At 63.2% G+C, this 19,436-nt stretch carries 14 protein-coding genes; 3 read left to right on the top strand and 11 right to left on the bottom strand.

Annotated elements, in window-relative coordinates; genetic code table 11:
- Positions 1-143: 143 nt before the first annotated feature.
- On the top strand, positions 144-1,634 hold the full coding sequence (locus ELEN_RS11430) for an ATP-binding protein (RefSeq protein WP_015761051.1): 1,491 nt from the start codon (positions 144-146) through the stop codon (positions 1,632-1,634).
- On the opposite strand, the gene ELEN_RS11435 is transcribed toward ELEN_RS11430, so the two are convergent.
- The 7 genes from ELEN_RS11435 to ELEN_RS15770 all read right to left on the bottom strand — a co-directional run bounded on the left by ELEN_RS11435 (position 1,612) and on the right by ELEN_RS15770 (position 10,231).
- Positions 1,612-2,877, bottom strand: coding sequence for an ABC transporter permease subunit (locus ELEN_RS11435; RefSeq protein WP_015761052.1), 1,266 nt, complete (start codon positions 2,875-2,877; stop codon positions 1,612-1,614). The two genes, ELEN_RS11430 and ELEN_RS11435, sit on opposite strands and share 23 nt — an antisense overlap.
- Before the next feature lie 166 nt (positions 2,878-3,043).
- Positions 3,044-3,925: an ABC transporter ATP-binding protein gene (locus tag ELEN_RS11440; protein ID WP_015761053.1), complete on the bottom strand. Its 882-nt coding sequence runs from the start codon at positions 3,923-3,925 to the stop codon at positions 3,044-3,046.
- Positions 3,926-3,984: 59 nt separating this feature from the next.
- Positions 3,985-4,824, bottom strand: coding sequence for a hypothetical protein (locus tag ELEN_RS11445; RefSeq protein ID WP_015761054.1), 840 nt, complete (start codon positions 4,822-4,824; stop codon positions 3,985-3,987).
- A complete protein-coding gene (locus tag ELEN_RS11450) occupies positions 4,821-5,324 on the bottom strand; it encodes an RNA polymerase sigma factor (protein WP_035586288.1) in 504 nt (167 codons plus the stop codon). The genes ELEN_RS11445 and ELEN_RS11450 overlap by 4 nt, the downstream gene beginning before the upstream one ends.
- A gap of 485 nt (positions 5,325-5,809) precedes the next feature.
- Positions 5,810-8,596: an AAA domain-containing protein gene (locus tag ELEN_RS11455; protein WP_015761056.1), complete on the bottom strand. Its 2,787-nt coding sequence runs from the start codon at positions 8,594-8,596 to the stop codon at positions 5,810-5,812.
- The gene (locus tag ELEN_RS15765; RefSeq protein WP_233946850.1) at positions 8,587-9,330 is read right to left on the bottom strand and encodes a DUF3307 domain-containing protein; all 744 of its coding nucleotides are present in this window, start codon (positions 9,328-9,330) and stop codon (positions 8,587-8,589) included. The genes ELEN_RS11455 and ELEN_RS15765 overlap by 10 nt, the downstream gene beginning before the upstream one ends.
- Positions 9,331-9,358: 28 nt before the next feature.
- Positions 9,359-10,231, bottom strand: coding sequence for a SatD family protein (locus ELEN_RS15770; protein WP_015761058.1), 873 nt, complete (start codon positions 10,229-10,231; stop codon positions 9,359-9,361).
- A 238-nt stretch (positions 10,232-10,469) separates the two neighbouring features.
- Between ELEN_RS15770 and ELEN_RS11470 the strand changes: the two genes are divergently transcribed.
- Both ELEN_RS11470 and proC read left to right on the top strand, forming a co-directional pair.
- A complete protein-coding gene (locus ELEN_RS11470) occupies positions 10,470-11,447 on the top strand; it encodes a bile acid:sodium symporter family protein (protein ID WP_015761059.1) in 978 nt (325 codons plus the stop codon).
- A gap of 206 nt (positions 11,448-11,653) precedes the next feature.
- The gene (proC, locus tag ELEN_RS11475) at positions 11,654-12,454 is read left to right on the top strand and encodes a pyrroline-5-carboxylate reductase (RefSeq protein WP_015761060.1); all 801 of its coding nucleotides are present in this window, start codon (positions 11,654-11,656) and stop codon (positions 12,452-12,454) included.
- Positions 12,455-12,606: 152 nt separating this feature from the next.
- On the opposite strand, the gene cysK is transcribed toward proC, so the two are convergent.
- The 4 genes from cysK to ELEN_RS11495 all read right to left on the bottom strand — a co-directional run bounded on the left by cysK (position 12,607) and on the right by ELEN_RS11495 (position 19,375).
- A complete protein-coding gene (gene cysK / locus ELEN_RS11480; RefSeq protein WP_015761061.1) occupies positions 12,607-13,536 on the bottom strand; it encodes a cysteine synthase A in 930 nt (309 codons plus the stop codon).
- A gap of 351 nt (positions 13,537-13,887) precedes the next feature.
- Positions 13,888-15,039 carry a DUF3810 domain-containing protein gene (locus ELEN_RS11485; protein ID WP_233946847.1) on the bottom strand — a complete coding sequence of 384 codons (1,152 nt, stop codon included), beginning with the start codon at positions 15,037-15,039 and terminating at the stop codon, positions 13,888-13,890.
- A gap of 390 nt (positions 15,040-15,429) precedes the next feature.
- Positions 15,430-16,473, bottom strand: a complete 1,044-nt coding sequence (locus ELEN_RS11490) for a ribonucleotide-diphosphate reductase subunit beta (RefSeq protein WP_009305009.1) — start codon at positions 16,471-16,473, stop codon at positions 15,430-15,432.
- Positions 16,474-16,837: 364 nt separating this feature from the next.
- A complete protein-coding gene (locus ELEN_RS11495) occupies positions 16,838-19,375 on the bottom strand; it encodes a ribonucleoside-diphosphate reductase subunit alpha (RefSeq protein WP_015761063.1) in 2,538 nt (845 codons plus the stop codon).
- Positions 19,376-19,436 lie beyond the last annotated feature (61 nt).

A 19,436-nucleotide genomic window follows, 5' to 3' on the forward strand; every position in this document is an offset into this window, starting at 1 on the left:
CAAATACCAGAGCCGATGCCACCTTAACAGCGCCTAGAAAAGCTCGCATATCGACGCGGTCTTGCCAGTGCGCATAGCGGTTGCATCGCAACTGACTTACGAGTAAGATGCTCGTAAGTCAGTTGCGATGCAAAGGAGGACGCATGTTCGTCGGTCGCGAAGAAGAGCTCGGCGCGCTGGAGCGCCTGTACCGAAAAAGCGGCTTCCAGATGGTCGTGCTCTACGGGCGGCGGCGCGTCGGCAAAACGACGCTGCTCGACAAGTTCTCCGAAGGAAAGCCTACCCTGTACTTCACCGCCCAGGTTCAAAGCGCTACCATGAACCTGCGGTCCTTTTCCCAAACGGCCTACCGGTTCTTCGACTTGCCCGCCACGACGGGAGCATTCGAATCATGGTCGGATGCCTTCGCTTTTGTTGCTAGCCGCGCGAAATCCTCATCCGAGCCGATCCTCTTCGTCTTTGACGAGTTTCCGTACGCCGCCGAGTCTGAACCCTCCCTGCCCTCCTCGCTGCAAATAGCCATCGACCACGAATTCAAGAACACCGATATCCGCATAATCCTCAGCGGAAGCAACGAAGGGTTCATGGAAAGCGAGGTTCTGGGACGAAAAAGCCCTCTGTACGGACGACGCACCTCGCAAATCAAGCTTCAACCGTTCGATTACTTGGACGCAGCTCGCATGATTCCCGCAACATCCGACGAAGAACGCATCCGCTACTATACGGCCTTCGGAGGCACGCCTTACTACCTTGCCCAAATAGACTCGAACGCCTCGTTCGAGGAAAACATCGAGTTCTTATTCTTCAACAAAGCCGGGCTTCTCTACGAAGAGCCCATGATGCTCCTGCGCCAAGAACTACGCGAACCCGCAAACTACAACTCGATACTGAGCGCCGTGGCGAACGGCGCCACCTTTCCCAAAGAGATAGCCGAAAAGGCCGGTGTCGAGCAGGGCTCCATCGGGAAGTACCTCAAGACGCTCGAAGGGCTCGGCTTGATCGAGCGAACCATCCCGTTCGGCGACAACCCTGAAAAGTCTCGAAAAGGGCTGTACTCCGTGCGCGATCCTTTTTTTGCCTACTGGTATCGGTTCGTGAGCCGCAGCATAGGGGCTATTGAAAGCGGAGCCGGAAACGCAGCCGCACGGGGGACGGCTTTCGGCGAGGCATTCTCGACGTACGTTGGCAAACGGTTCGAAGACATTTGCATGCAATGGCTCATTCGTCGCAACCGCCAGGGAAACCTGCCGTTTTTAGCCTCCTCGTTCGGACGATGGTGGGGCACCGACCCCGTCGCGCACGAACAGACCGACATCGACGTCATCGCTGCCGACAAGCCGTCGAAACGCATACTGCTCGGCGAGTGCAAATGGAGGGAATCTCTCGACGAGACCGAGGCGCTGCGCAAACTCGAAGCTCGAGCCCCGCTCGTAAAAGGATACGACCAGCACTCGTTTGCATTGTTCACCAAAAACCCCGTCAGCGACGCGACGAAGAAGAAATGCGCATCGCGCAACGACCTGCTTCTTGTTTCAACCGCCGACCTCTTCGAAGACCTGCAAGCTCTCCCATCGCGGGGCACCCTTCGCGCAGGGCGCCCCGCATTCTCGCTCACACCACCTGGTGCCGCCTGAACGCGCGGGCGGCCAGGGGCACGCACGCCGCCAGCACGAGGGCGTAGACGCACGCAAGCAGGCCCACGAGGTCGATCGCAAACGACCCAACCGGATACGATACGAGCGAGTTGAACAGCACCTGATCGTTCAAGCCGTTGATCGGAAACAGGTACAGCGCGTGCAGCAGCACGGCGTTGTCGCCGGAGGGGATCATGCCCGTAAGGAAGATGAGCGCCGCACAGGCGGCGAAGATGGCCAGCTGGGAGCGCAGCTTCGACGACAACAGCAGCGTGAGACCCGCCAACCCCAGCGTCATGAGGTAGGCTATCCCCACCGCCGTCCAGGTCGCCTCGGCCATCGTGAGGTCGTACGGGATGGACAGCGACAGCACCTGCACCGGCAGATCCCCGCCCTCGGCACCGAAGAACGCGAGCGCCGCGCCCATGATGATGAGCGTCGCCAGCGCGAAGTAGGCCGTGGCGAACGCGAGCGCCGCGACGATCTTCGCCGCCACCAGCTTCGAGCGACCGTAGCGCGACGAGAGCAGCACGGCGTCGGTGCGGTCTTGGTACTCTCCCGAGAACACGGGCGTGAGCGCGATGCAGACGGCCACCATCGCGAAGGCGAAGAACCCGAGGCATGCCAGCACGTCGCTCCATCCGCCCGCGTACCCGTAGGCCAAAGGCTCGCCTACCCCGCCCTGCTTCTCCGTCCAGTACGCGCGCTCGGCATCGGAATACGTCCACGTACCGCCCATGTCGTTGTCGAGCGTGCGCTGTAGCTTGCCCGCGACGGCTTCGTAGAACCCGTCGGCGGCGCCGTCGTCAAGCTGCGCCGCCACCTGGTACGGCTCGAGGGCGCCCACCTTCCACGGCGAAAGCAGGTAGGCATAGTAGGAGTCGTAGATCGCGCGGAACTCGTCTTCGTCGTACGCCTGAATCATGAGCGCATACGCCGCTTCATCGCTCAATCCGGCCACGTCGGCGGGATCCACTTTCGAGAACGCGAGCGCCTGGTAGGCGACCACCTCGTCCTGCACGCGCTCGACCGTCAACACGCCCTCGTGCGCGGCAGCCTTCTCCTTCTGGTGCGCGATGGCGGCGGTGCCGTTCAGCACCTCGCCCGTGTCGGACGCCGTCTTCGTCTGCACGATGTTGAGCGTCATGATCCCGCACAGCATCACGAGGATGCCTGCGCAGGCGATGAGCGACGTGCGGCGCACGAGCAGCTTCTTGAGTTCGAATCTCACCAGATCAAGCATGGTATATTCCTTCTCTCACCAGTTGAATAAAAGTCAGCGAGAAGCGTCGAGGTGCTCGAGATCGCCCCGTTTCGCGGCCGAGCGTGCTTCGCACGTGAGGGCAAGCGAAAAAGAGGCGAGATCGAGTGCATCGACGCTTCGCAGCGTCGGCACGCTCCGCTGTCCGTCAGGACAGCGGAACCACCTCGTCGCGGAACACGTACAGGTACACATCTTCCAGCGTGGGATCGAGCGCCCGCGCGCCGGCCACCGGAGCCTCGTCGGCCACGACGCGCGCCACCGCGTGCCCGTCGGCAGCGTAGTGGACGTTGCTCACGCAGCTCGCAGCCGCCAGCTCGTCGGCGCGGCGCGCGTCCACATGGCACTCCCACACCTTGCCCGTCACCGTCGCGACGATGTCCGTCGGCGCGCCCTGCATGATGAAGGAGCCGGCACGCATAACGAGGATCTCGTCGGCGATGTACTCGACGTCCGACACGATGTGCGTGGACAGGATGACGATCTTGTCTTGCGCGAAGCTGGCGATGAGGTTGCGGAACCGCACGCGCTCCTTCGGATCGAGCCCGGCCGTGGGCTCGTCGAGCACCAGCACCGCCGGGTCGTTCAGCACGGCCTGCGCTATGCCCAGCCGCTGCTTCATGCCGCCTGAGAACGTGCGTACCTTCTGCCGCGCCACGTCGGCGAGGCCCACCGTTTCCAGCAGCTCGAGCGAGCGGCGGCGCGCCGCGCGGCGATCGAGCCCCTTGAGCGCCGCCAGGTAGCACATGAAGTCGAGTGCCGAGAAGTCGGGGTAGTAGCCGAAGTCCTGCGGGAGGTAGCCCAGCCGGGCGCGGTACTCGTCGCCGAGCAGGTGCACGTCGCGGCCGTCGAAGCGTATCTCGCCGGACGTGGGGCGCAGCACGTCGCACACCATGCGCATGAGGGTGGTCTTGCCCGCGCCGTTCGCCCCCAGAAGGCCGTACACGCCGGGCGTCAACCGGGTCGACACGCGGTCGACCGCGATCTTCGATCCGAACTGCTTGGTCAGGCGGTCTATCGTCAGGTCCATGCCATGCTCCTTGTCATCATAGAGTCGTCGAATTCCGGGATTCGCCGGCATCGCCGGGCTCATCGGGCAGCCGACGCGGGGGCGAACACGTCGAGGCCGCCCTCGATACCGCGAATCCACGTGCGCACCTCGTGCGCGGCCCAGCCGAGCGAGCCCGCCGCCACAAGCGCCCATGCCCATGTCGACGCCTGGGCGTACGCATCGGGGACGAGGGAGAACGCCGCATACGTGCCCACGATCACCAGCAGCGCCCACGCGCACGACAGCGCCAGCGCCTGCGACGAGGGGCACCGGCGCGCCACGAGCAGCGCGCCCGCGCACGAGAGGAAGTAGGGAACGCACGCGTGCACGAGCGACGCGAAGGGATCGGCGCCGAGCATGACAGGCGCCGCGAACGCGATGGCGGTGACCGTCACCACGTCCGAACACCCCAGCACGATGAGCCGCGCCAGCGCGACCGCGCGGCAGTCGAAGCGGCAGGCGTACTCGAGTTCGGCCACGCGGTGCGCAGCGCTGGCCAGCAGCTCGGGCAGGCCCACGAGCACCGTCGCCGCCGCCAGCATGCCCGAGACGACCGGGATGCCGTGCGCCATGCCGCTCGACGGGAGGCAGAGGACCGCCATGACGGCCACGAGCGCGAGCTGGGCCACCCATACGCGCGGGTGAATGAAGCGCGCCTGAGCGGCGACGAACCCGGCGAACGTCGCCTCACGGCTCCGCTCGCCCACGGTTGCGCCCGCCGCGGCCTCCGCGCTCGCGCTCGACCGCTGCTCCGACGCCACCGCCGCGCGCACGGCGGCGAGGGCCGCCGCCTTCGACATCTCGTCCGGCGCGCCGCGCTCGGCACGGTAGTGCGCCCGCAGCAGCCGCTCCACGTCCCGCTTTCCCACGTCGCTCATGCTTCGTCCTTTCCTTCCAGCCCTCGCCGCAGCTCCGCGAGCGCACGGTTGAGCCGCCGGTTCACCGCGAACCGCGACACTCCCAGCACGTCCGCGATCTCGCCCACTTTGAACCCCTGGTCGAAGCGCAGCTCCACCACGTCTCGCAGCTCAGGGGGGAGCGCGTCAACCAGCGCATCCACCTCGCCGCCCCCGATCGCCATCGCCGGGTCGGCGTCGGGCGAGCCGTCGGGCACGTCTACGTCGAGAGGCCCGACGGGAAGCCGCCGCGCCCGCGCGGCGTCGATGCAGAGGTTGCGCGCGATGGTGAACAGGTACGCGAGCGGCTTGCCGTCGCGCGGCGAGCGCCCGCTGCGCACGAAACGCAGGAACGCCTCCTGCGCCACGTCCGGCGCGTCGTCGTAGGACGGAGCATGCCGCCGGCAGTACGCCAGCACGTCGTCGTAATGCTCTTCGACCAAGCGATCGAACGCCTCGCCGTCTCGCAGCCTGTTCTTCAAGCCCCGCTTCACCTCCTCTATCCTCTATAACGAATCCTACGATCGATCCGTGCGGGTTCAGCTGAAAATGTTTGGAAACGGCGAGTACCGCAACAAGGGAATCGTACCGTGCGCACGCTCCGACGCAGGCTACGAAGGCGTTGAATGCCGACACCCCTTCGATCGACGAAGGGGCGCATCAGATCGGTTGCGTGCGAACGCGGCGACTACGCACCGCTTTCCACCTTTCAGACCACGTGTGCGAAACGGTGGGAAATCGTCGTATGCCTCAGGTGGAACCGGGCGGGGGTCGGCCACCCCGTAGCACGGCGCAGGGACGGCTGTCGCACCCGCGAACCGCACCGGCACGCCCGGCGAGGTATAGAAACTTTGACCCCTCTGGATGTGGAAATGCAGGTGCGGTTCGGAGCCGCAGCCCGATCCGCTTCGCCGCTTGGAGGAGGAGCGCATCTTATCCCACGACCGTGCTTTTCTCGAATTCGATATCAGATAGCCTCTTCAGATCCTTCGTCGTGCTCAGCAATGCAACGTTCCAACATTCTCTCGATTGCGCCCACGTCGTACTCCCTTCCCCTGCTGTCAGTTGGCAGTCTGAGCAACGGAAGCCCGCACCGCTCGAGAACCGCATCCTTCATCCGATCCCGCTCGTATTGCTTCGTGCCTTCCTTATGGAACTGCCAAGCATCGACCTCGACGGCCAACAAGGGACGCTTGTTCATCTCGCGGAAGAAAAGGAAATCCACGTGCGTACGCGGGTTCCTCACGTACCTCTCCTCATGCGGCGACAGGACGACCCCGTCACCTACCAGCGTGGACAACCCCACATGGCACCGGAACGACACCTGCGCAAAACGGCCCGTTGCGAGCATATCCTCCAAAGCCGCCGCCATGAGGTTCTCGGAATCGTAGCGGGAAACGCGCGGTCGCTTGCCCAAATACCTCGCACGCTCTTCGGCGTATTCCTTGTACAGCAAGTCGAACACGGACCTGATTTGGCTTTGGACGATCTCGAATCCGTTGTACTCAATATAGCGCGCAAGCTCCTCGATATCGTTGTCCTTGCGTCCTCGAAGATTCTGTGATGCGACGACGCGAAGTTTCTTGACCGCACGGGAAACCGCAACGTTCACCATTTGCGGGTCGCCGACGAAGGATCCAATGGCATCCTCGACGGTGGAGAGCACGATGGCATCGTTCTCGCGCCCTTGGAACTTGTGGACCGTCGCAACCGAAACGCCTTCGGGAACCGCTTTCTTCAACTCGCACACCTGAGGATTGAACGGCGCTATCACGCCGATATCCCGAACCCCCGAATCGACCAGGTCAGGTATGATTTCGTCGCACACCACGGAGATCTGACGCATGTTCCTGCGCCCCCGCTCGTGGTTCCCCGACACGGTGCGATGGAAGGAGAGCACGTCGCGCTCCCCCTCGTCCTTCGTCATGATGACAAGATCACCGTCGTAGTACATCTTGTTGCAGAAGCCGATTATCTGAGGATGGCAGCGGTAGTGCTCTTTGAGCAAAGTCGGCTGCAATGCAGGCCAAAGGCAGAGAACCGACGTGAGCATGCTGTGCTTCGCATAGCGGTAGCAATCTGAGACGCGATGCTTGTCGGCAATGCGGTCCGTTTCGTCTGCACGCTCCCTCTTCACCACGTTGGCGAGCTGCTTATGGTCGCCTACGATGACCGCGTTTTTGGCGCATGCAAGAGCCAAGGCTCCAGCTGCCACGCTAATCTGGGAGGCTTCGTCCATGAGAACGCTGTCGTACCTAAAGCCCGGACCGAGGGAGGTCGTGATCGAGTGCGTCGTGCTCAACACCACCGGATACTCTTTCGCGAACGCCACCGATCTGCTCCAGAGGCCCCTCAACTCGAACGTCCTACGATCCCGATTCGCCGAGTAACGTTTTGCAAGCTGGGCTTTGAACGCCCGCATGGACTTCTCCTCGATAGTCGCCATGTTCGCCTCGAAGTCGTACGACCTTTCCTTGAGGAGGCGAGCCTCATCCCTCAACTCCCTTAGCTTCGCACGATAGAACGCGTCTTGCAGCAATGGCACGACGAGGAAGTCGTCACGTTTGACCGCATCAAGGTAGAACCCGCCGAAGAAAGCCCTGATGTAGGCGCGGTACAGAAAACCAACGGAACGACCCTCCTCGACGCGCTGACCCTCCCTAACCCAAAAACGCAGGATGTTTCGAGAAGCCCGTCCGAAGCGCGGATCATGCTGCTCGACGGTTCCTGTGCCAAGGCTCTCGGCATAGGCCTTGAAGTATCCGTATTCTCTTTCGTACGCGTCTATCGATGCGTCGATTTCGGCGAGACGCTCACGATCTTTAAAAGCTCGTCCCAATCCGCCCACCAACTCGCTCACCTCGGCGAGAAGCCTTTCACGATCCTCCGAAGCCATATCCCAGGCTTCGAGAGAATCTGGATAGGTCGGTTGGTTCCCGAAGAACTTCTCCTTGGTTTCGCCCCTCCCCAGTAGCGCGCAGACGAAATCCAAATCGTTCCGGCCCAACTTGTCCACAACGTTCTCTACGGCTGACACGTTGTTCGACACGACGGCCGTGGTTCTGTCCTGCATTATGTTGTTGGCGATGATGTTGAGAATGGTCTGGGTCTTCCCCGTTCCGGGAGGCCCCTGCACAACACTGAGCCTATCGGAAAAAGCTCGCTCGACGGCCTTCTTCTGGCTCGCATTGAGGCCAAAGGGATAGATGAGCGGCGCGGGATCGTCCTGCTGGGATCCAAGACATTCACCCGATAGGTAGCATGAGAGCACCGTTCCACTCGCGACCGCCCCGATGCCGTCGTAGCGCTCTTCCAAAATGGGCCTTTCCGTACGCTCGTTCAGAAGCTCGTCAGTGGATGCTAAGGCCCGCAGATAAGCAAATACATTTTTCGGACGAGGATCCTCAAGCATGTTCTCTTCGAGGGACACCTCGCCGATTCTGTACCTTTTACAGCTGCCATTCGAGAAGCGGACGGCCACATGGGCGTCGTAAACCGCTATGCGTTCCACATTGTCGAACGACCTGCCGCCCCTCCTGACAACCGTCCGACACGGATCAAGCGTTTCTTTCGGATGCTCCTCCATCACGCGAGTCACCCCATACGGATAGGCCTTCTCCCCCTTTTTGTGCCTGATCCAGCATCGATTCCCTGCTCGTTCGAACTCGTACACGTCGGCAGGTTCGGCTCCGAAAGGGACCGAACCGTTTTCCCTTATGAAAAACAACTGCTCGACGGGATCCGCTAGCTCCATGCGACCACCTCCAGGATAGTCAACGACACGAGGATGGCCAACGCCGTGCTTGCAAGGGTACCGACGAGGTAGCACTCGGCGAACTCCTTGTCATCGAGCATTTTGAAACGAGCGATGCTCTTGGCCGTCAACACGAAGGCGATCGCGCCGAACTGGCCGCAGAGCGCGAGCACGGAGATGATGGTTCGCTCAAGCATGCCTATCCAGCGTCCCGCCCGCAGCTCTTCGACCGTGCTCTCGCCATCATGCATCGCATCAGCACCCTCAATCCTCACCGATTCGAGCAGGAGGCGAACGAAAATCGCCCCCGGACGCCAGATGATCAGCAGCACCAGGCCCGTCGCCAAAGCCGTCGCAGCGGACGGCGGACTCATGACGCCGGCAAGAACCCCGACGACGCCGATCGCCGGCGAGCCGCCGCAGAACGCCGCGACCACCGCTGCGCACAATAATATGTGAAGCGTCTGATCGATCACGAAAACGACAAGCGATGATCCGGCTCGTTTCTCGAGTCGCGCCTTGCCGAAATCTATCAGCGCATGCGAAAGCGACAAGGCGAGCCAAACGGGAACGATGCTATCGAGCGGGAGCGTTAAGGAAACGAAAAGCGCCATGCACAGCGCATAGTACCCGCAATGCAAAGCGAGCAGGGTCCCGCTTTCGCCCTTGCCTCGAGCGACGCGGTTCGTCTGTAGATAGAAATCGGCGATGACGTGCCCTGTCAGCACGAGCACCAAAGCGAATCCCAGCGTCATAGAGCACTCACCGCCCAAACTCACGCATCGAGCAATAAGAGAACAAGGCTGCGGCGTTGCGCTCTTCGGCGACGCATCCCTGAGCGAGAAGGCGGTCGATCCCCTGACGCGACATACCGGAGCGTTGGGAAAGCGCATACGAAGCACCCACGAGATCCCCTTCGAGGTAGTGAAACGAACTGGCACGCTGTCCGACCTCGAGTCTCACCGGCTCCCAAAAGCTGTCCGCTCCGTCGTCAAGGGACGATAGCAAGCCCTTGAACAGATCCGATCCAGCCCGACGACGCGAAGCGCCGACCATACGGAGCTCTAGCAGATTTTTGCGTCGTGTTTTCAAGTTGTCCGAAAACATGTCACAACCCCAAGCGGCCAGCACCGGATAGAAGAACTCGACCGCAAGCGCCATGTCGTTTTGAGTCGCCGTCCTCATTTTGCCAATGCTCAGCGAGTGATCCATAAGGGTGGTCAGCACCTCGTCTGGAAGCCCCTCCGAGCGGAGAACAAGATCGAAGCGCCTCCTCTTCTGAGCCTCGAGGATAGCGGAGCGTGCATAATGGTAGGCTTCGCCGTCCTGGCTTGTGGACGCTCCTTCTTCAAGGCGCACGTCCCACGTCCCAACGCCCAAGCCGCCCCGAAGCACTCCAGGGCCAAGCAGGAAGCATAGAAAGCGATAGTAAAGGAAAGCTGTCGCAGGTTCTCGGAAAAGTCCTTGGACTTCGTCGCCTGCGCTGAAAACAACTTCCTTCTCGATGCCCTCCTTGAAGAGCTCGTTGGCGAAAAGAAGTGATTCGTTTGTCAGGTCCTGCAAATACCCACGTTCTTCCGCTCGGTACTTGCGAGATCCCTTGATGTCCGCAATGAGCGCCACATAGTACTGCATGAATCCCTCCTTGGCACGGAAGCTGTTTGCCAGAGGCTCTTACTATAGCAACAGAATATATTGCTTTCAAGAATAAGCAACGTTTTTTATTGCTAACCTTCATTAGCAATAAAAAACGTTGCTATGATAAGCTGCTCCTGCCGGATGTCTTCCGGACATGCGCGGCACCAATCTCGCCTACCGCCCGCAATAGCGGTACACTTTCCCAACCCTATCACCTTCGAGAAAGGAATTCCCTGTGAAGACGCTTGCCAAGATCAGCGACTTCGCGGGAAAGTACATGGCGATCATCGCACTCGCCGTTGCGATGATCGCCTTGGTCTTTCCCGCCGTGTCCGCCGTCGTGAAGACCAGCTACGTGAACATCCTGCTGGGCGTCGTGATGTTCGGCATGGGCATGACCCTCAAGCTGGCCGACTTCAAGGTGGTGTTCACGAAGCCGAAAGCCGTCATCGTGGGCATCCTGGCGCAGTTCGTCATCATGCCGGTGCTGGCGTTCCTGCTGACGATGGTGTTCCAGCTGCCGCCCGAGCTGGCCGTAGGCGTGATCCTCGTAGGCTCGTGCCCCGGCGGCACCAGCTCCAACGTCATGACGTATCTGGCGAAAGGCGACGTGGCGCTGTCGGTGGGCATGACCGCGTGCACCACCATCATGGCGCCTATCGTCACGCCGCTGCTCGTTCTGCTGTTCGCCGGCCAGACCGTGGACGTGAACGTGGTCGATATGTTCCTGTCCATCGTGCAGGTGGTGCTCGTGCCCATCGCGCTGGGCTTTCTCATCAACTACTTCTTCGAGAAGGCGGCTCGGGCCGCGTCGGCCGTTCTGCCGCTCGTGTCGGTGGTCGGCATCTCGCTCATCATCATGGCCGTGGTGGCCGCCAACCAGGCGAAGCTGCTGACGGTGGGGCCGCTCGTCATCGCCGTGGTGATGCTGCACAACCTGCTTGGTTACGCGCTGGGATACCTGACCGGGCGGGCGCTGCGCCTGTCGAAGGCCCAGATGCGCACGCTGTCCATCGAGGTGGGCATGCAGAACTCCGGCTTGGCCACCTCGCTCGCCACGGTGCACTTCGCAGCCATGCCGCTGGCCGCGGTGCCCGGTGCCGTGTTCAGCGTGTGGCACAACATCTCCGGCGCAGCGTACGCGAACATTCTCGCCCGCTCGGCCGGCAAAGACGCCGTCGAGGCGGACGAGGTTGAACAGGCTGCTGCGTAACGAGCACACGTTGCCGCGGGAAGGCCCGCGCGAAGCACACGAACGAAGCCTGCCGGCTTAGCGCATGGGGCGCAGGCCACTCGCTCCTCCGCCCGAACCACGCGTCACGAAATCGGCGTTTGGTGCCGGGGCGCCGCTGGCGTACAATCGAATCCAACATGAAAAGCATCGCGCGGCGAACGCACGCCCGACGGAAAGAGGACATAATGGCGGACACCACAAGTAGCATCGAGCTCGGCTTCATCGGGTTCGGCAACATGGCCCAGGCGATGGCGCAGGGCCTCGTGGACTCGGGCGCGCTCTCGGGCGAGCACATCCACGCGTGCGCGGGACGCTTCGACAAACTGCAAGCCACGGCCGAGAAGCTCGGCGTGAACGCCTACCGCGAGGCGGCCGAGGTGGTGGAGGCCAGCGACTTCGTCGTCCTGGCGGTGAAGCCCTACCTCATCGAGCAGGTGGTGGAGCCGGTGCGCGAACTGCTTGCCGACAAAGCCGTGATCTCGGTAGCCGCCGGGCGCGACTTCGCGTTCTACGAGGGCGTCCTCGCCCCGAACAGCCGCCACCTCAGCACCATCCCCAACACGCCCATCGCCGTGGGCACGGGCGTGATCGCCTGCGAGCAGCGCCACTCGCTCACCGACGAGGAGCTGGAAGCGTTCGAGAACCTGTTCGGCCGGATCGCACTCATCGAGTGGGTCGACGGCAAGCTGCTTTCCACGGCCAGCTCCATCGCCGGCTGCGGCCCCGCGTTCGCCGCGATGTTCCTGGAATCGCTCGGCGACGCCGGCGTGAAGCACGGCCTGCCGCGCGCCACCGCCTACCGCCTCGCGGCGCAGATGATGATGGGCACCGCCAAGCTTCATCTGGAAACCGGCACGCATCCCGGCGCGATGAAGGACGCCGTGTGCTCGCCGGGCGGCACCACCATCAAGGGCGTGGCCGCGCTCGAGAAGGACGGCTTCCGCGGATGCGTGATCGACGCCATCGACGCTATCGAAGGCGAGTAGTCTCTAGGCGCGTCGCGCAGCAGAACCGCCTCCTCAAAACGCTGTCGCCCGAAACGGACGGTTTTTCGCGAAAAACCGTCCGTTTCGGGCGACAGCGGGCTCTCACGACGAAGGGGCCTGCCGCGGGGCAGGCCCCTTCGCGTCGCGGCTCCCTAGAATCCGAACATCGCCGTCGTCAGGTAGCGCTCGCCCGTGTCGGGGAGGATGACGACGATGGTCTTGCCCTTGTTCTCAGGACGGCGCGCCAGCTGGGTGGCGGCGGCCACGGCCGCGCCCGACGAGATGCCCACGAGCAGGCCCTCCTTCGCCGCCAGCTCGCGACCCACCGCGAACGCGTCCTCGTCGGCGACGGCGATCACCTCGTCGTACACCGCGGTGTCCAGCGTGTCGGGCACGAAGCCCGCGCCGATGCCCTGGATCTTGTGCGCGCCCGCGCGCCCCTCGGACAGCACCGGCGACGCGGCCGGCTCCACAGCCACCACCTGCACGTCGGGGTTCATGCGCTTGAGGTACGCGCCGGCGCCGCTCACCGTGCCGCCCGTGCCCACGCCCGCCACGAAGATGTCCACGTCGCCGCCCGTAGCCTCCCAGATCTCGGGGCCCGTAGTGGCTTCGTGGACAGCCGGGTTCGCCGGGTTCGTGAACTGCCCCACGATGAACGAGTTGGGAATCTCAGCCGCCAGCTCTTCGGCACGCGCAATGGCACCCTTCATGCCCAGCGCGCCGTCGGTGAGCACCAGCTCGGCGCCGTAGGCCTTCATGAGATTGCGGCGCTCGACGGACATCGTCTCGGGCATGGCGATGATCAGGCGCATGCCGCGTGCAGCGGCGATGGCGGCCAAGCCGATGCCGGTGTTGCCCGACGTGGGCTCGATGAGCACGGTGTCGGCGTCTATCTTGCCGGACGCCAGCGCGTCGTCGATCATCGCCTTCGCGACGCGGTCTTTGACGGAGCCGGCCGGATTGAACGACTCCACCTTGCCCACGATGACGGCTTCCAGGTTGTTGTTCTTCTCGTAGTTCGTCAGCTCCACGAGCGGCGTGCCGCCGATCAGCTCCGATACGCTTTTGTGCACGGTCATGATGCGCCTGCTTTCCCGTCTTCCGATCGCGCGCCGCGCGGGCGCCGACCGATGCCCGCGCGCGGCGGGCTCCCTATGCGTCGCACTAAATCCTACTGTATCACTATGTATTAGTCAAGCAGCTGTCGACGGCATCGATCTCGAAGCCTTCCGCATCCAACCGAGGCTTTTCCACCGATCCGCGGTCATTATAGCTCTTCCATTCGATGGAGCCCATCGGGAAGAACAGGAGATCGAGCCCTCGCAACGCGAGAGCGCAGAACGAGCTTCCCGGATGCAAGGAGATGCCGACGCCACGCTGCTGGCCTCCGAGGTCATCCTGCAAGAAGCGGAGGCAGCGGGGTTCTGGGGCTAGGCGCCCTCCCCTTCGGCTCGCTGCTCGGCCAGCAGCAGGTCCACCATGCGGCCGTAGCTGCGCATGCCGTCGGCCTGGTCGTTCGCCTTGAGGTAGGTGTCGTTGGCGGCGTTGGAGACGTCTTGGATCGGGCCCTCGTACTGCGCCCAGTGCTCCGCGCGCTGGGCGAGATCGCGCCGCACCGCCGCCGACAGCCCCGAGCCGATCGCCTTCGCCGCCTCCGAATCCACCTTCCTCAGCGCCGATACGGCGTTGTCGTACGCCAGCAAGTAGCCGCTGTAACGCATCAGCGCGTCGTCCGACTGCTTGCAGGCCAAATACGCGATGAAGTTCGCCTCGTCCTCGCGCATGAAGCCGCACTGATGCGCCAGCTCGTGGGTCATGGTCCACGGAACGACGAAGAACGGGTTGTCCACGTTGATGTTCGACTCCATCGTGAAGGGGAAGAACATGCCGCCGATGTTCGCGTACGACATCAGCTCGGAGGCGAGCACCGGCTTCGGCGGCGAGTACAGCGGCCGATCCAGCACCGGGTACTGCTCGGCCAGCTTCCGCATGGCCTCCACCGACTCCTGCGCGTACTGCTCGAACTGGCCGGGCTCGGCGTCGAACAGGTCCGCGTCGTCGCCCAGCTGCGCTCGCGTCTGGCCCAGGTCGTCGGCCAGGGAGGACGCGAGCCGCACGAGCTCCTCCTGGCGCTGCGCCGCATCAACGTCGGCTTCTTCCACATCGTAGCCGGTGTGCCGGGTGAAGGTGTAGCGGTAGTAGTTCAGTCCGCACAAAGCGGTGAACAGGAAATACACCACGCAGCAGATGGACACAGCCCCCATGACGGCACGGTAGGCGACCGTACCGCGCTCGCCCTTGCTCACGACGAGCTTGCGGACGCAGTACACGACGTATCCCACGCAGAACAGCAGGAACAACGCCGCAACCCACTCGGCCACCGAGAAGCTCACAAGCGACGGCAGAAATCCCACGACGCTGGACAGCGCCGGGTACACGCCCTGGGCGTACACGTGCTCCGCCCAATCGGGATACTTCCGCGCGTACGAGGTCGCCGCAAGCGCGACGATGCCGAACGGTACGAACAGCATCCGCTTGAGCAAGAACTTCCGTATGCCGCGCTTCGGTTCGTCGGTTTCCATAGGGTGACAGTATAGCCCGACGAAGCACGCGCACCGCTCCCCCGCCACCATCCTCACCGCATCACCCAAAGCGATGAGCGGGTAGCGCCAGACGCAGACGGGACCGCTGCAAGAAACCCGGGCGTTTCTGCACAAAAACCCGCGACGTTTGATATCGAAGGGGCCGAACGCTGAGAGCCGTCGACAGCGCGTCCCCAAAATGCCCGATCAGGATCGCAGGCTCTCGCAGCCGCAATGCGGGAGATAGACGCGAAGACCTTCCAAAGCCATACGTCGGCGTTTTTTGTGCAGCGCGCAGCGTTTTTCGTGCACGGCAGACCGAGACGGGCAACCCGAGAGCAAGCCCAAACTCCCGCCAACGAGGGTGCGCAAGCGGGAGCGACTCGCACCCTACAGGTCGTCCACCAGGGCGCTCGACTTGGCGTAGGCGGTGCTGCGGGCTTCGAAGAAGTCGGTCTTGATCATGTTCGCGTTCGAGAACTGGCTCACCCACGACATGCTCTCCGGCTCGCGCTCGTGTCCCTCGTACAGCGGCTCGAAGCCCAGCTGGGCGCAGCGCAGGTTGCCCAGATACTGGATGTAGTCGGTGACCATCTGCTTGTTGAGGCCGGCCACGTCGTCGCCGATGGCGTAGTGGCCCCAGCGTATCTCTTGCTCGCAACCCTCCTTGATCATGGCGCGGTACTCCTCCACCAGCTCGGGCGCGAACAGTTCCGGCTCCTCCTCCTTCAGCTCCAGCAGGATGTTACGGAACAGCCACAGGTGCGTGTTCTCGTCGCGGTTGATGTAGCGGATCTCCTGCACCGACCCCGGCATGAGGTTGTTGCGCCCCAGATTGTAGAAGAACATGAAGCCGCTGTAGAAGTACACGCCCTCCAGGATGTAGTTCGCCACCAGCACGCGCGCCAGCGCCTCGGGGCTCTTGTCGTCCTGGAACTGGTTGTACAGGTTGCCAATGAACTCGTTGCGCGCCAGCAGGTGCTCGTCCTCCTTCCACTGGTACAGCACGTCGTTGCGCTCCTGCGGCTCGCAGATGGTGTCCAGCATGTAGCTATAGCTCTGGCTGTGCACCGTCTCCTGGAACGTCTGGATGGCCAGGCAGAGGTTCACCTCGTTGGCCGTGATGTACTCGCCCACGGCAGGCAGGTTCGCCGATTGCAGGCTGTCGAGGAAGATGAGGAACGACAGGATCTTGTCGTAAGCGCGCCGCTCGGCCGCGGGCAGCTTGCGGTAGTCCTTGATGTCCACCCCGAGGTTGATCTCCTCAGGTATCCAGAAGTTGTTCATGGCCTGGCGGTACCAGTCGCTCACCCACTCGTACTTCATATTGTTGAAGTCGTTCAGGTTCGTCGTATTCCCCCCGATCATCCGCCGATCCAGCACATCGGTATCCCCCAAAGGATTGAACAGCGGCTTCTTCTTCAACTGGCTCATACAAACTCTTCCTTCCAGAAAATCAGCTACGAACAAACAAAAGCCTCCTGGGCGAGCGAAGCGACGCCCGTCCAGGTCGAACCACGACCAGGGAGGGGGTGCCCGGCGTGTTCACCAAGCGACCTGCTTGCAGGCAGCCGGGGCGCAGTGCCCACCAAGCGAGTTCCATCACGTCGGGGCTGGGTGCGGTGCCCACCAAGCGAGTTCCGCAGCGAAGCGAGGACTGTCTGAGCGACTGGGCATTGCCCCCAGCCCCATCTCACAGGTGGAACCCGGCGACTGGGCACCGCACCCCGGCTGCCGTCGCGCAGGTGGAGCTCAGCGACTGAACATGCCGGACCCCCTCCCGTCCCCCAGGTTCAACCTACGACGAACACACTTCGCACTCTTCCACTTCCAGGCTCTTCGACCGCACGTAGTAGATGGTTTTCACGCCTTCCTCCCAGGCCAGCAGGTACAGATCCAGCACGCGCCTGAACGTGTACTCGTTCGTGATGTACAGGTTCATGCTCTGCGCTTGATCGATGTGCCGCTGGCGCACGCCGCAGGCGCGCACCGACCACGTCTGGTCGATGAGATGGGCGTTCTTGTAGTACCAGAACGTGTCCATCGACAGCTCGGGCGCCACACGCGGCATGAGGCCGTTCTTCTTCTCCTCGAGGAAGTAGCGGTTCATCACCGGGTCGAGCCCCGCAGTGGTGCCGGCGATGATGCTGGTGGAGCTGGTGGGCGCCACGGCCAGCAGGTAGCCGTTGCGCAGGCCGTGCTCGGCCACGTCGCGCGCGAGCTCGGCCCAGCGCCCGTCCGTAAGGCCGCGGTCGCGGAAGTACTCGCCCGTCTGCCAGCCGCTTCCCTCGAAGAAACCGTACGCGCCTTTCTCCCGCGCGATGGCGCAACTCGCGCGCACCGCCGCGTAATGCACGTCGCCGAACACGCGCTCGGCGAAGGCCAGATGCTCTTCGCTCTCCCACCGGATGCCGCTTTTCGCCAGCAGATGGTGGTAGCCGCTCACGCCCAGGCCAATGGGACGGTACTGGCGGTTGTTGATCTCGGCGTAGGGCACCGGGAAGAAGTTGAGGTCGATGACGTTGTCCAGCGCACGCACCGCGCTTTCCGTGACGTGCGCAAGCTCGTGCGGATCGTCCATGTCGATATGGCCCAGCGACAGGCTGGCCAGGTTGCACACCACGAACGCGCCCGGCTTCGTCACGGTGACCACCACCTGCTCGCCGTCCACGTCCTCGATGCGCTGCTCGAGCTGCTCGATGGCGCCCATGTTCTGCGCGATCTCGGTACACAGGTTGCTGCAGTAGATCATGCCTCGGTGCTTGTTCGGGTTCGCCCGGTTCACCGCGTCGCGGTTGAAGGTGAACGGCGTGCCCGTTTCCACGGCGCTCTTGATGATGAGGCGGATGACGTCCTTGATGGGGATCGCGCGCTTCTTGATGCGCGCGTCGGCCACGCACTCCAGGTACTTGCGCGTCCATTCCTCGCCGTAGCAGTCCTCCAGCGCGTAGCCTTTCACCGTGAGGATCTCGTGCGGGCACATGAGGTACCAGTCGCCCTCGATGTTGTCGCGCGCCTGCTGCCAGAAGTAGTCCGGATAGCACACGGCCGGGAACACGTCGTGCGCCTTCATGCGGTCGTCGCCGTTGTTCGTGCGCAGGGCCAGGAACTCGGGCAGGTCGCGGTGCCACGCGTCGAGGTACACCGCCACGGCGCCCTGGCGCATGCCCAGCTGGTCCACCGCCACGGCCGTGTCGTTGGCCAGGCGGATCCACCGGATGACGCCGCCGGCCGCCCCGTCGAAGCCGCGGATGGCGCTGCCGCTGGCGCGCACCTTGCCGAAGTACAGGCCCATGCCGCCGCCGTACTTGCTCACCTTCGCGAAGTTGTCGATGCTGCGGTAGATGCCGTCCAGGCTATCGGGCACCGTGTCGATGAAGCACGACGACAGCTGATGGAACGGCTTGCGCGCGTTCGACAGCGTGGGCGTGGCCATGGTCACTTTCAACGTGGACAGCATGTCGTAGAAGCGGCGCACCCACCCCATGCGCTCGGACGCGCGCTCCTCCATAGCGAGGTGCAGCGCGATGCCGAGGAACATCTCCTGCGGCGACTCCAGCGGCGCGCCCTGATGCGTGCGGATGACGTAGCGGTCGAGCAGCAGCTGCAGGCCCGCGTAGGTGAACAGGTCGTTGCGGCTAAGATCGATGAAGCCGGCCGCCTCGTCCAGCTCGGCGGGCGTGTAATGCTGCAGGATGTAGTCGCCGTACAGGCCTTCTTCGGTAAGGAAGGCCACCTTCTGCGCGAACGTCTCGATGTGCCGGGCTGCCAAGCGCTCGGCCAGCGCGCGGTCGAACTGCACCATCAGCAGGCGCGCGGCGATGATCTCCCAGCGCGGCGCCTCCTGCGTGGTCAGCTCCACCGCCGCCTTCACCAGCATGGCCAGCAACTGGCCGTCGGCAGCGTCGGGCTTGGCGAACGACTGGAACTTGGCGCTGAGGTGGGCAAGCTCGTACTCCTCGCCGGGGAACTCCTTCTGCACCGACGCCAGCACGCCCGGCAGCGCGGGCACGCTCGGCAGCTGGGCGCACAAACGCTCGCGCGCGACGCGCTTGCGGGCGCGGTCCTCGCGGTACAGGATGTAGCTTTTCAGCTCCTCGTAATGGTTCGCTTCCATGAGGGCGCGCTCCACGAGATCCTGCACGTCCTCCACCGAGACGGAGCCGCCTTCGCCCTGCTCCGCGCTCGCCATCGCGCGCTCGATGCGCGCGATGAGGCGGTCGGCCTCCTCGTCGTCCAGAACCTTGCCCACGCTGGCGAAGGCCGCGCCCATGGCGCGCTTGATCTTGCCGGCCTCGTAGGCTTCCACGGTGCCGTTGCGCTTGGAAATCTGCATGATGTCGTCTCGCCCTTCGTTCTCCGATTGCGGTGCGTTTTGAGAGCGACCATCGTATCAC

Origin of the sequence: Eggerthella lenta DSM 2243 (genome assembly GCF_000024265.1) — a bacterium.
GTDB classification, from domain to species: domain Bacteria; phylum Actinomycetota; class Coriobacteriia; order Coriobacteriales; family Eggerthellaceae; genus Eggerthella; species Eggerthella lenta.